The sequence below is a fragment of the Dactylosporangium cerinum genome, from assembly GCF_042653625.1.
In the GTDB taxonomy this organism is placed as follows: domain Bacteria; phylum Actinomycetota; class Actinomycetes; order Mycobacteriales; family Micromonosporaceae; genus Dactylosporangium; species Dactylosporangium cerinum.
On the sequence record NZ_JBHSIU010000013.1, the window covers coordinates 19,599 to 31,958 of the forward strand.

The following is a 12,360-nucleotide window of genomic DNA, read 5'->3' on the forward strand; positions in this document are numbered from 1 at the left end:
TTGGCAGCGGCTGGCTCCGCCTCCGGGTCCTTCTCGGTCTCGGACACGTTGCTCACGCCAGCCGCTCCCGCAGGTAGGTGATGTCGGCGGTCTGCCCGTCGGCTCCGCCGGGTGTCTCGACCAGCGCCGGCGCGCCGGCGGCCCGGATCACCGCGACGATGAGCTCCGGGTCGATCTCGCCGGCCGCGAGGTTGTCGTGCCGGTCCCGACCCGAGTCGAACCCGTCCCGGGAGTTGTTGGCGTGGATCAGGTCGATCCGGCCGGTGATGGACTTGACCCGATCGACGATGTCCAGCAGATCCTCACCACCCGCGTGGGCGTGGCAGGTGTCCAGGCAGAACCCGACCTCGTATTCGCCGACCGCGTCCCACAGCCTGGCCAGCGCGTCGAAGCGGCGGGCGCAGGCGTTGTCGCCGCCGGCCGTGTTCTCGATCAGCACCGGGGTGGCGAAGCCACCTTCCTTGGCGGCATAGGCGAAGGTCTTGCGCCAGTTGTCGAAACCCGCGTCCAGGCCGTCGGCGCTCTCCACGTGCCCGCCGTGCACGATCAGGCCCTTGGCGCCGACCTTCGCGGCTCCCGCCGCATGGCTGAGGAGCAGCTTGCGGCTGGGAATGCGGATCCTGTTGTTGGAGGACGCGACGTTGATCCGATACGGCGCGTGGATGTAGATGTCGACGTCGGAGGCGATGAGCGCCTCGGCGTCGGGACGGTCTTTGGGGTCGGTCCAGGCCTGCGGGTCGGTCAGGAAGAACTGGACCAGGTCAGCGCCGCGCGCCGCGGCCTCGGCCAGTGGCTCAGCGGGGTCGACGTGAGCACCGATTCGCATGCCGCAGAGCCTACGACGTGGGACCGACAGTTTGCGCGACCCGGGCCCGGGGCCCGTTGGGTAACCCGACCGAAGGGTCCGGAATGCCAGGCTTCCGTCACCGTCCAGTCGGCCGCGTCGTTACGCAACTGGGCCGCCCGTGATCGCGTGGCCTCGATGGAACGGCATCTGATCAATCCTCAACCTTGGATGGCTACCTTGTCTGGACACCGACCGGCACTCCGCGTGGCGGCAGCCGCCGCCGCGTTGTTCGCCGCGGCCCTGACCGTGGGCGCCAGCCCCGTGCACGCCGCACCCTCCACCCCGACCGTCGAGTTCAGCGGCGGGAGCGTGTTGAGCCTGCTGGTGTGCAAGTCGGAGCCCAGCACCGGCAGCGTCTCGGTGCCGGCCGAGTCGCGGGTCAACTTCGTCAACCGGCTCGGCCAGGGCGCGACCCTCAAGGTCGACGGCAAGGCCGTTTCGTCAGTGGAGCCCAACCAGGCGGTTCCGGTCGTGTTCAAGAAGGGCCCGGTCAACGTCGCCATGACGTTCTCCTGCGGCGTCGGCGTGGTCGAGCAGTTCAAGCCGGTCTCCGTCGGGGTCACCGCGCCGCCCGCCGCACCCGCGGCGGGCCAGGCCGGCCAGGCGGGCCGACCGGCAAGCACGAGCGGGCCGGCCGGTGCCGCGGCAGCGGCCGCCAACCAGGCCATCAACCCGTCGCCGACCGGGCGCTCGACCCGGAAGCCGTCGACGACCGCGTCGGGCAGCACCGGTGAGGCGGACGGCACCGGCACCGAGCCGGTCGACCCGTCGCTGCTCGGCCCGGACGCGACCGCGTCGCCGGCCGCGGGGGCCAATGCCAACCCGAGTACGTCGACGGACGAGCGGGTATATGTCGAGGAGCCCGTCGCCGCGAGCGGCCCGGCCACGAACGCCCCCACGGGCCTGCTGGCACTGGTCGCGACGGTCTGCGCGGTCGGCGTCGGAATCGCCGCAATTCGGGCTATTATTGCGCAGCGGTCATCGCGCGCTAGCTTCGCTTAAGGTACAATTAGGTAGCTCCGCGGGGCGCCGTCATCCAACGCACCGGTGTGGTCGTTCCTCCCCAGGTCCCACCCAGAGAAGCGGATGACGCGCCCCGCGGTCTTTGCGTGTACACGCACCGTGTACTCTTGCTCGGTCTGCCGTCCATCGGGCGGCAGACGACGCACGACCTCCTGCCGCGGATGGACCGCGGCCGCTTAGCCCGTAGGAGGTGAGAACGTCTTGCGTCATTACGAAATCATGGTGATCCTCGATGGAAGTCTCGAGGAGCGCACCGTCGCACCGTCGCTCGACACGTATCTGAACGTGATCCGGACGTCGGGTGGCTCGGTGGAGAAGCTCGACGTGTGGGGCCGCAGGCGCCTCTCGTACGAGATCAACAAGAAGACCGAGGGCATCTACGCCGTCATCGACCTCCAGGCATCGCCGGAGTCGGTGGCCGAGCTGGACCGTCAGCTGCGACTCAACGAGTCCGTGCTGCGCACCAAGGTCATCCGGCCCGAGGTCCGCTAAGCGGATCCGGGCGAGATCGACCTGCTTCGCCGGCACACGTCACCGGGAATTGTCATACCCCTGTGACAAGGTGGGCCGTACCCCAGTGCGCGAGGAGTTGACTCAATATGGCAGCAGGAGACACCACGATCACGGTCATCGGCAACCTGACCGACGACCCCGAGTTGCGCTTCACTCCGTCTGGAGCGGCTGTGGCCAAGTTCCGGGTGGCATCGACCCCCCGGTTCATGGACAAGGCCTCCAACGAGTGGAAGGACGGCGAGCCGCTGTTCCTGTCCTGCACGGTGTGGCGCCAGGCGGCGGAAAACGTCGCCGAGTCGCTGCAGCGCGGTGCCCGCGTGATCGTCTCCGGCCGCCTGAAGCAGCGGACCTATGAGACGCGCGAGGGCGAGAAGCGCACTGTCATCGAGCTGGAGGTCGACGAGATCGGCCCCTCGCTGCGCTACGCGACTGCCAAGGTGCAGAAGATGCAGCGCTCCGGTGGCGGTGGCGGCTTTGGCGCTTCGTCCGGTGGTGGCGGTGGCGGCGGTGGTGGCGGCGGGTTTGACGACCCGTGGGCCAGCGCGCAGCCGGCGAACGCCGGAAGCGGCGGCGGCAGGTCGAGCTCATCCTTCGACGACGAGCCCCCGTTCTAATGGCATCAGGAGCAAGAGCAATGGCGAAGGCTGCGGCCCTGCGCAAACCGAAGAAGAAGGTGAACCCTCTCGACAAGGAGGGCATCGCCTACATCGACTACAAGGACACCGCGCTGCTGCGCAAGTTCATCTCCGACCGCGGCAAGATCCGCGCTCGGCGGGTGACCGGCGTGACCGCTCAGCAGCAGCGGCAGATCGCGCGTGCCGTCAAGAACGCGCGCGAGATGGCCCTGCTCCCCTACACCGCGACCGCGCGATAAGGGGAGGCTGACATGAAGATCATCCTGAAGCAGGAGGTCACCGGTCTCGGGACCCCCGGCGATGTGGTTGAGGTCAAGGACGGCTACGGGCGTAACTACCTGCTCCCGCAGGGCTACGCGATTCCGTGGACCAAGGGCGGCGAGAAGCAGATCGCGACCATCAAGCGTGCCCGTGGGGCCCGCGAGATCCGCGACCTGGGCCACGCCAACGAGGTCAAGGCCCAGCTGGAGAACCTCACCGTCAAGCTGGCCGTTCGCGCCGGCGAAGGCGGCCGGCTCTACGGCTCGGTCACTCCGGCCGAGGTTGTGGACGCCGTCCAGAAGGCCGGCGGTCCGTCCCTGGACAAGCGTCGCCTCGAGCTGCCCGGCCACGTGAAGTCGGTCGGCGACTACAAGGTGCAGATCAAGCTGCACCCCGAGGTCGCTGCCTCCTTCACGCTGAAGGTCACGGCCGCCAAGTAACACCGCTGCAGACAAAAGGGGCCCGCAGGTGGAGCGGGCCCCTTTTGCTGTCTCCTACCGGTAGTACTTCGCGGCCTGGATAAGGCGGCCCGCAGGTGGAGCGGGCCTCGCTTGTTGTCTCCTAGCGGTAGAACTTCGCCGCCGCCTGAATCACGTCGGCGAGCTCAGCGACCTGCTTGTCCTCCTCCGCCAGGCCCTTCGCGAGCTGCAGCAGGTCCTCGAGCCGGACCTCCTCGGCGTAGCGGCTGGCCCGCAGGACCTCGGCGAAGTACGCCGCCGTGTAGCAGACCTGCACCTGCGGCGCCGCCGACGTGAACTCGCGATCCAGCGACGCCACCGTCACCGAAAGGTTCTGCTCGCTCGGCTCCCGCGTCCGCGGGTCCTGCCACCGCACCCGCACATCCGCCAGATGCCCCTCGGCGCCGGACCGGAGATGCAGGGCATACAGCGCCGTCACGGCATGGCCCGGGCCGACCTCGCCGCCGTCGACCCTGTCGTTGCGGAACGCCGACGCCGACAGCGTCCGGTTCTCGTAACCGATCAGCCGGTACGACGCCACGGCCGCCGGATCGAACTCCACCTGCGCCTTCGCGTCCAGCGCCCGGACCGCGAGCGTGGCCGGCAACTGCTCGACGAACACCGTGTTCGCCTCGGCGGTGTCGCTGACGTAGACGACATAGCCGTCGCCCTTGTCGGCCAGCTCCTCCATGAACCTGTCGCCGTAGTCACTGCCGACCCCGACGCCCATCATCGTGATCTGCTTGGCCGCCGCCTCCTGCACCTCACGGACCAGGGACGCGGCGTTCGTGGAGCCGACGTTCGGCAGGCCGTCGGAGAGCAGGATGACGCGGTTGGTCGAGCCCGACCGGAAACTCTTGCGTGCCGTGTCGTACCCGAGCCGCAGCCCCGCCTCCAGGTTCGTGCTCCCCGCCACGCGCAACCGGTCGATCGCACTGTGCAACGCCGACCGGTCCCGCACCGGCGTCATCTGCCGCAGGACGTCGGCCTCGTCGGAGTACGCGATCAACGCCACCGAATCCGTGGTCCGCAGCTGATCCACCAGCGTGTGCAAACCGCTCTTGACCAGGTCGAGCTTGCCGGGCTCCGCCATCGAACCGGACACGTCCACGACGAACGTCAGCGACGCGTCGAGACGCTGCCCCTCAGGCTCGGCTCTCGTCTGCAGCCCGACCCGGAGCAGTCGCGCCGAATCACTGGCGTTGCGGTGCGTCCGAGGCAGCCGCGCACCGTCGGCCGACACGGCGAAGCCGTCGCCCGCCGGCTGCCGGTACCCCTGCCGGAACGAATTGACGAACTCCTCCGGACGGATCGTGCTCGCCGAGGGCCGCTGCCCCGACAACAGTTGCCGCTTCGCGTAGCCATAGGACGCGGTGTCGACATCGACCGCGAACGTCGACACCGGCTGGTTCGACGCCGACTGCTCGCCGGGAGCCTCGTCCGCCAGCTCGCCGGTCACGGGCGGACCGGGCTGACCGTTCTCCGCATTTGCCGGCGCCTTGGCACCGGAGGTGGGACTGTCCTCGGACGCACTGCACGCCGTCAGGCACAACGCGGCGATCACGGCCACGGCGGCGACACGGAACTGACTGACCATGGAGGCCTCCCTGAAGGTGTTTGGCCAGTCAGACGCCGACCCGCCCGTGATCGGCTCCGAGCGTAACCGGACAGAGACCCAAGCGTGAGCATCGGTGATCGTCTCGCAAGGATGCTGTGACCCTTCGATGGGAACCGTTCGGATCAGAACTGCGTCGCAAGCACCGCGAAGATCACCGTCGACATGCCCGCACCCAGCACCGCAGAGGCGAAACCGATGGTCCACGCCCGCCAGCCGGACGTCGCCCACCCCAGGAACATGGCGACCGTGATCCCCAGCGCGAGTGCCAGGGCGATCTGCGGCACCCCGTCCAGCAGATTGGTGAACGCCTCGGACCGCGGCGCCGGACATTGCGCCCCGAAAGCGTCCACGCAACCGGGCCGCGGCTCCGACGAAAGCGTTGCCGCCCAGATCACGTAGCCGATGAGCGGCACCACGTACCAGCAACCGGTGGCGATGAACGCCCCGGCATAGTCGGTGGACTCGTCCTCGTCTTCGTCCTGCCGCCGGACCGACCGCGGGGTGTGGTCACGACGACCCGGCTCACGTGATCTGTCCCACTCCGGGTAACCCACGGCCGCAGCGTCACTCGCCCGTGCGGAGCCCGCCATCGTCCGTCCAGCCGGAAAACACCGGCCCGTCACATCACTCGATTGGGCGACTATTTTTCGCACACAGGCTGTGGATTACGAAACCGCAGCTCAGCGGTCCTCTGTGGATCCCGGAGGTGGAGTTATCCACAGGACTGTGCACAGCTGATCCCCCGTTTGTGGACGGTGGTCCACAGGTTGTCCCGAGGGTTGTCCACCGGCCGGTTTTGACGAACGTCGGTCGCTCCATACCGTTGCGCAGGGCGCCCCTGTTTTCAGAGCGGTTTTGTCATACCCGCGAGGTCTACTGGTCGGTGCGGGTACGACGTTGGAGGGGCGAGTGTCGATCACCGAAGACAGACAGAGCAGCGGCGATCCTTGGGACGACGCGACCCCTGCCGAGCCGCGCCGGCAACCCCCCAAGGACCAGTCCCGGGGATCTGAGCGGCCCTCCGGCGGCGCCGAGACCTTCGAACGCACCCCACCGCAGGACGTCGCCGCGGAGCAGAGCGTCCTCGGCGGCATGCTGCTGTCCAAGGACGCCATCGCCGACGTCGTCGAGATCCTCAAGTCCCACGACTTCTACCGGCCCAACCACACGGTCGTCTTCGACGCGATCCTCGACCTCTACGGCCGCGGCGAACCCGCCGACGCCGTCACCGTCGCCGCCGCGCTGACCGACGCGGGCGAGATCGCCAAGGTCGGCGGCGCCGCTTACCTGCACACCCTCATGGCGGCCGTGCCCACCGCCGCCAACGCGTCCTACTACGCCCGCATCGTTGCCGAGCGGGCCGTCCTGCGCCGGGTCATCGAGGCCGGCACCCGCATCGTCCAGCTCGGCTACGGCTCCGCCGGCCCCGGCGGCCGGGACGTCGACGACGTTGTCGACCTCGCCCAGCAGGCCATCTACGACGTCACCGAGAAGCGCGTCAGCGAGGACTTCGCCGTCCTCGCCGAGATGCTCCAGCCGACCCTCGACGAGATCGAGGCCGTCGGCGCCCAGGGCGGCGTCATGACCGGCGTCCCCACCGGCTTCAGCGACCTCGACCGCCTTCTCAACGGCCTGCACCCCGGCCAGCTGGTCATCGTTGCCGGTCGACCTGGGTTGGGCAAGTCAACTGCGGCCATGGACTTCAGCCGGGCGGCGTCGGTGAAGCACAACATGGCGAGCGCGATCTTCAGTCTGGAAATGTCGAAGGTCGAGATCGTCATGCGACTGCTCTCGGCCGAGGCGCGGGTGCCGCTGCATGTGCTGCGGTCCGGGCAGTTGTCCGACGACGACTGGACCAAGCTGGCCCGCAGGATGGGCGAGATCAGCGAGGCGCCCCTGTTCGTCGACGACACACCGAACATGAACCTCATGGAGATCCGGGCCAAGGCGCGCCGGCTCAAGCAGCGGCACGACCTGAAGCTGATCATCGTCGACTATCTGCAGCTGATGACGAGCCCGAAGCGGACCGAGAGCCGGCAGCAGGAGGTCGCCGACCTGTCACGTGGTCTGAAACTGCTGGCGAAAGAGGTCGAGTGCCCGGTGGTCGCGGTCAGCCAGCTGAACCGTGGCCCGGAGCAGCGCACCGACAAGCGACCCCAGCTGTCCGACCTTCGTGAGTCGGGCTCGATCGAGCAGGACGCCGACGTCGTCATCCTGCTGCACCGTGACGACTACTACGACAAGGAGTCCCCGCGCGCCGGTGAGGCCGACTTCATCGTGGCCAAGCACCGAAACGGCCCGACCGACACGATCACGGTCGCCGCACAGCTGCACCTGTCGCGCTTCGTCGACATGGCCATCTGAGCCGCGTTTCGCCGATGCGGCACGGCTGAGCTGGGCACGGCGACTTCGATCCCGGGGGAGATCCACTCCCGGTTCGGGTTGTCGCGCCACCAGCCGCTCGACAAGGCCTTTTACATATCGAAGTGCAAAGAGCCCTGTCCGGACATCGGCAGCGCGGGGTCAGGGACGGCTCAGGAGGCGGGCGACCTCGGCGTCCGGGACCTGGTGGAAGTCGTCGTAGTAGCGGCTGACCGCACCGAAGTGTTCGGACTTCAAGGGGCAGACCACCTCGTCCGCGGTGAGGGCCAGGCGCTCGACGGCCTGGGTCGCACCGACCGGGACGGCGAGCACCACGCGAGCGGCGGACAGCGCCCTGGCGACGGCGACCGCCGCGCCGGCCGTGGCGCCGGTGGCCAGGCCGTCGTCGATGATGAGGGCGACCTGCCCGGTGAGATCCAGCGGGTCGCGGCCGATGCGGAAGAGGCGGTCGCGGCGGCGGAGTTCGGCGGTTTCGTGGCGGACGATCGGGGCCATCTCGTGCGGTTCGAGGCGGATCTCGGGGTTGAGGACCTGGACGCCGCCGGGGCCGATGGCACCGAAGGCGACCTCGGGTGCCCACGGGACCCCGAGCTTGCGCACGACCAGGGCGTCGAGCGGGATTCGGAGCCGGCTGGCGACCTCCGCGGCGACGGGCATGCCGCCGCGGACCAGGCCGAGGGCGATGACGTCCGGCCGGTCGGCGTAGCCGGTGAGGAGCGCGGCGAGGGCGGCTCCGGCTTCTTGGCGGTCCCGGAAGGCCATGCTTCCTGTTTACGCCGGGCCCGAGGACGCTGACCAGCGACTGGCGAACTGGCCGGAGGAATCGCCCGTAGTTCCGGCGAAAGCACTGGCCGGGGGAGCCGCGGGTGGTTACGCCGCGCCCGAGGACGCCGGCCGGCGGCTGGCGGGCTCGTCGGGGGAATCGGGCGCGGTGGGCGGTGGGCGCAGCGCCCACCAGAGGGCGGCGAAGGCGGCCGGGTAGAGGAGGTACCCGAAGCGGGTCGACGGGAGGAGCATGATCGCCGCGGTCAGGCCGACGGTGACGACGAGGGCGGCGGACCGGGTGTCCTGGGGTGGGCGGCGCAGGAGCCAGATGCCGATGGCGACGCCCGCGGCGAGCAGGAGCGACAGGGCGATGGTGCGTCCCGCGCCCGTCGAGGAGGCGATGAGCTGCCCGGGCAATGGTGACTGGGCGGGGCTGGTGACGAGGCCGTGGCCGGCCGGGAAGCGCAGGACGTTTTCGACGAACGCGGCGGGGGCGACGGCCAGGGCGGGCAGCATCACCAGGATCGGCAGACCGAACGCGCCGGCGGCGAAGAGTGCGGCGCCGCGCCGGCCTGGAGCCACGGCCGGGAGCCCCGAAGCGCCGGCGGCGCCGCGCCGGCCGGAATCATCGGCGAGGACCGGGCGGCCGGTGGCCCGCAAGGCAAGTACCAGCAGTACCAACGCCGCAGGGAGAGCAAACAGTTTGAGTGCGCCGGCCAGACCGATGGCGATGCCGGCCGCGGCCCAGCGGTGTCTGGCGGTGAAGGCCATGGCGAGCAGTGACAGGCTGACCACGGGCAGGTCGTCGCCGCCAGTGGTCAGGGTGAGGGTGCAGATCGGCAGGACGGCGACGGACTGGGCGACGAGGACGAGGCCGGGCGGGGCGACCAGGTCGGCGAGCAGTCGCAGGGTCCAGAGCAGCGCGACCACGGTGGCGACGGCGAACCAGATGCGGGCGTCGGTCCACCAGTGGTTTCCGAACAGTGCTCGGGGGATGCCGAAGATCGACATGCCGGGTTGGTACGGCGAGTACCCCAGCAACCGGTCCTCAGCCGGGAGTGCGGCGATGTCGGGGCGGTCGAGGTAGGGCGTGCCGGTGTGGAGGAGTCGCCGACCCATCTGCTCGACGACGAGGACTTCCTCCTGCGCGCGGTCGGTGCGGCCACCGGCGCGCTGCACGGCCTGCGTGACGAGGGGCACGAGCGTGACCGCCGCGAAGACGACGAAGGTGAGCAGGAGGCGGCGGAGCACGACGAGCGTGATCAGGAACGCGGCGGTGTAGCCCCACCAGGCGATCTCGCCCCAGGCGCGGTGCGGCAGCAGGGTCGACGTGAACGCGGTGATCGCGGCGAACACGGCGGACAGTCCGTAGAGGACGGCGTCGCTGGTCCGGGCGCGGGATGAGGTGGCTATGGCACCCATTCTTGCCCGGGCTCGCCAGTGCTGGCGCGGCGGGACCGGCGGTTGCGCGGCAGGCGGATCACGGTGTCGGTGTCGTGCAGCGGGGGTGCGAGCAGGCCCGGCTGGCCGTCGTGGCCGCGCCGCAGGGCGGCGAGGAGCCGGTCGGCGGGCATGGCACGGGCGAAGAGGTGGCCCTGGCCGGCGGGGCAGCCGAGCTCCCACAGCTGCTGGCGCTGCTCTTCACGTTCGATGCCTTCGGCGACGACGATGAGGCCGAGGCTGCGGCCGAGGTCGACGGTGGAGCGGACGACGGCGCCGGGGGCGGAGGCGTTCATGGCGGCGACGAAGCTCCGGTCGATCTTGAGTTCGTCGACGGCGACCCGGGCGAGGGTGGCCAGTGACGAGAAGCCAGTGCCGAAGTCGTCGAGGGCGAGCCGGATGCCCTGGTCGCGCAGTGCCGCGAGGACGTCGTCGACGACCTCGAGCTTGCTGAGGGTGACGGATTCGGTGAGTTCGATGACGAGCGACGAGGCCTGGACGCCGCGGGCGGCGAGGCGGCGGGCGACGGCGTCGGGGAACGACGGGTCGAGCAGGCTGCGGGGCGAGACGTTGACGGCGACCGGGATGGCGTGGCCCGCGTCGGCCCATCGCGAGACGGCGGTCAGTGCCTGGTCGAGGACGGCGTCGGCGAACGCGGCGAGCTGCCCGGACCGCTCGATCGCGGGCAGGAACCGGTCGGGGGCGAGGTCGCCGCGGTCGGGGTGGTTCCAGCGGGTGAGTGCTTCGGCGCCGATGACCTGGCCGGTGGCGAGGTCGACGATCGGCTGGAAGTTGACGACGAACTGGCCTTCGGCGACGGCGTGGGCGAGGTCGCCGCCGAGGGTGAGGGTGCCGATGTCGGCGGTGTCGCGGGCGTGCGCGTAGACGACGACTCGCTGGCCGTCCTGTTTCGCCTGATACATGGCGACGTCGGCGCGGCGGAGCAGCTCGCCGATGGTGCCGCCGCTGGCGGTGGTGACGCCACAGCTGGCCTCGACGCTGATGCGCATGTCGTCGAGCTGGATGGGCGGGGTGAGGGCGTCGAGGATCGTGTGGGCGCGCATCTCGGCGAGGGCGGGTGCGCTGAGGTTGGCCAGGATGACGGCGAACTCGTCGCCGCCGAACCGGGCGACCAGGTCGCCCTCGCGGACGGCGGCGGAGAGCCGCTCGCCGACGGTGATGAGGACCCGGTCGCCGGCGGAGTGGCCGAGGGTGTCGTTGACCTCTTTGAAGTGGTTGAGGTCGATGAGCAGGACGCCGACGATGCCGGTGGCGAGGACCTCGTCGCCGTACTGCTGCAGCTTGCGCCGGTTGGCGAGCCGGGTGAGGGGGTCCTGGGCGGCGGCCCGGGCGTGGCTGTCGGCGAGGCGTTGCGTCTCGGCGAAGGTGGCGGCGTTGCGGATCGCCGTGCACAGCGCGGCGGCGAAGGTGTGCAGGGTGTAGCCCTCGCGCTCGGTGAGCTTGATCGGGGCCCGGAAGCGCAGCCGCAGCTCGCCGAGGTCGGCGTCGCCGCGATAGCTCTCCAGTCCGATCGGGATGACGAAACCGGTCACGGAGGGGGCTTCGTCCGGGTGGCCGTCGTACAGGATGTCGCGGCCGTTGCTGCGCACCAGGCGCTCCTCGCCGGTGTGCGGGCGGATCTGGACCTCGACCTCGTCGGTGGAGAAGAGCTCGGCGGCCTTGCGCACGGCGGCGTGCAGCACGGCGGTCTGGTCGACGGAGTTGAACTCGTCGGTGGCCTCGGCCAGCCGCTGCCAGGCTTCGTTGCCCTGGCGGGCGCGGACGCGGTTGCCGGAGGCGAGGTGGATGCACCACAGCAGCAGCGGCAGGAGCAGCAGGAGCCAGTAGTTGATGTAGTACGCGACCACGGTGGCGACGGCGATGCCGAACGTCCCGACCTGCACGACGGTGAGGATTCCCCAGTCCGCGAACAGGCGTTCGCGGTAGGGCGTCCTGGTGAGCATCGCGAACAGCGCCTGCGACACGAGCTCGTCGACGATGGTGTACGCCACCCAGGCAACCACAGTCACGGTCAGCGCGGTGCTGAGTGCTTCGCCCCTGCCGGACGCGGCCAGGATCGGTGGGAAGCCGACGACGGCGACCGCCGCGGTCGCCGCGGTTCCGGCGAGCACTTCCTTGCCGACGTTGAAACCGACCTTCGCCGGGATGCTCGCGTGCTTCAACAGCTGGTCGGTGAGCTTTCCGATCGCTACGGAAAGGATCACGAGCGGCGGCGGCAGGAACACCGCTGCCACGATGATGACTGCCGATACCGGCGTTGAGCCGTGCAGAGACGAGCGGATCCGGACGTTGACAACCATGTATCTACCGCTGATGACGAGCAGCGTCGGTAGCGGCAGGATCAGTGACAGGCGACCCTCGTCCTTGATCATCCAAAGTGCGGCGATGCATGCCACG

12 protein-coding genes are annotated in these 12,360 nt (G+C 69.7%); 6 read left to right on the forward strand and 6 right to left on the reverse strand.

Going from position 1 to position 12,360, the window contains the following annotated elements:
- Nucleotides 1-52: 52 nt before the first annotated feature.
- Nucleotides 53-826 carry a deoxyribonuclease IV gene (locus tag ACFPIJ_RS12260; RefSeq protein WP_380114862.1) on the reverse strand — a complete coding sequence of 258 codons (774 nt, stop codon included), beginning with the start codon at nucleotides 824-826 and terminating at the stop codon, nucleotides 53-55.
- A gap of 156 nt (nucleotides 827-982) precedes the next feature.
- Between ACFPIJ_RS12260 and ACFPIJ_RS12265 the strand changes: the two genes are divergently transcribed.
- The 5 genes from ACFPIJ_RS12265 (at nucleotide 983) to rplI (ending at nucleotide 3,719) form a co-directional block, all read left to right on the forward strand.
- Complete coding sequence (locus tag ACFPIJ_RS12265; RefSeq protein WP_380114863.1) at nucleotides 983-1,849, forward strand: hypothetical protein; 867 nt, start codon at nucleotides 983-985, stop codon at nucleotides 1,847-1,849.
- A gap of 222 nt (nucleotides 1,850-2,071) precedes the next feature.
- Nucleotides 2,072-2,362 (forward strand): 30S ribosomal protein S6, encoded by a 291-nt coding sequence (gene rpsF, locus ACFPIJ_RS12270; RefSeq protein ID WP_033359943.1) that lies wholly within the window; start codon nucleotides 2,072-2,074, stop codon nucleotides 2,360-2,362.
- Between the two features lie 107 nt (nucleotides 2,363-2,469).
- On the forward strand, nucleotides 2,470-2,997 hold the full coding sequence (locus ACFPIJ_RS12275; protein WP_380114864.1) for a single-stranded DNA-binding protein: 528 nt from the start codon (nucleotides 2,470-2,472) through the stop codon (nucleotides 2,995-2,997).
- A 20-nt stretch (nucleotides 2,998-3,017) separates the two neighbouring features.
- Nucleotides 3,018-3,257 (forward strand): 30S ribosomal protein S18, encoded by a 240-nt coding sequence (rpsR, locus tag ACFPIJ_RS12280; protein WP_033359945.1) that lies wholly within the window; start codon nucleotides 3,018-3,020, stop codon nucleotides 3,255-3,257.
- Between the two features lie 12 nt (nucleotides 3,258-3,269).
- Nucleotides 3,270-3,719: a 50S ribosomal protein L9 gene (gene rplI / locus ACFPIJ_RS12285; RefSeq protein WP_360097204.1), complete on the forward strand. Its 450-nt coding sequence runs from the start codon at nucleotides 3,270-3,272 to the stop codon at nucleotides 3,717-3,719.
- A 121-nt stretch (nucleotides 3,720-3,840) separates the two neighbouring features.
- On the opposite strand, the gene ACFPIJ_RS12290 is transcribed toward rplI, so the two are convergent.
- Nucleotides 3,841-5,334 carry a vWA domain-containing protein gene (locus ACFPIJ_RS12290; RefSeq protein ID WP_380114865.1) on the reverse strand — a complete coding sequence of 498 codons (1,494 nt, stop codon included), beginning with the start codon at nucleotides 5,332-5,334 and terminating at the stop codon, nucleotides 3,841-3,843.
- A gap of 143 nt (nucleotides 5,335-5,477) precedes the next feature.
- Nucleotides 5,478-5,909: a hypothetical protein gene (locus ACFPIJ_RS12295; RefSeq protein WP_380114866.1), complete on the reverse strand. Its 432-nt coding sequence runs from the start codon at nucleotides 5,907-5,909 to the stop codon at nucleotides 5,478-5,480.
- A gap of 361 nt (nucleotides 5,910-6,270) precedes the next feature.
- On the opposite strand from ACFPIJ_RS12295, the gene dnaB reads away from it, so the two are divergent.
- Nucleotides 6,271-7,719, forward strand: coding sequence for a replicative DNA helicase (dnaB, locus tag ACFPIJ_RS12300; protein WP_465252334.1), 1,449 nt, complete (start codon nucleotides 6,271-6,273; stop codon nucleotides 7,717-7,719).
- Between the two features lie 159 nt (nucleotides 7,720-7,878).
- Here dnaB and ACFPIJ_RS12305 read toward each other — a convergent pair whose 3' ends face one another.
- From ACFPIJ_RS12305 to ACFPIJ_RS12315, 3 genes are all read right to left on the reverse strand, one after another.
- Nucleotides 7,879-8,499, reverse strand: a complete 621-nt coding sequence (locus tag ACFPIJ_RS12305; protein ID WP_380114868.1) for a phosphoribosyltransferase — start codon at nucleotides 8,497-8,499, stop codon at nucleotides 7,879-7,881.
- 108 nt (nucleotides 8,500-8,607) lie between these two features.
- Nucleotides 8,608-9,924, reverse strand: a complete 1,317-nt coding sequence (locus tag ACFPIJ_RS12310) for a glycosyltransferase 87 family protein (protein WP_380114869.1) — start codon at nucleotides 9,922-9,924, stop codon at nucleotides 8,608-8,610.
- Nucleotides 9,912-12,335 carry a putative bifunctional diguanylate cyclase/phosphodiesterase gene (locus tag ACFPIJ_RS12315; protein ID WP_417323597.1) on the reverse strand — a complete coding sequence of 808 codons (2,424 nt, stop codon included), beginning with the start codon at nucleotides 12,333-12,335 and terminating at the stop codon, nucleotides 9,912-9,914. Before ACFPIJ_RS12315 ends, ACFPIJ_RS12310 begins: the two co-directional genes overlap by 13 nt.
- Nucleotides 12,336-12,360: the final 25 nt, after the last annotated feature.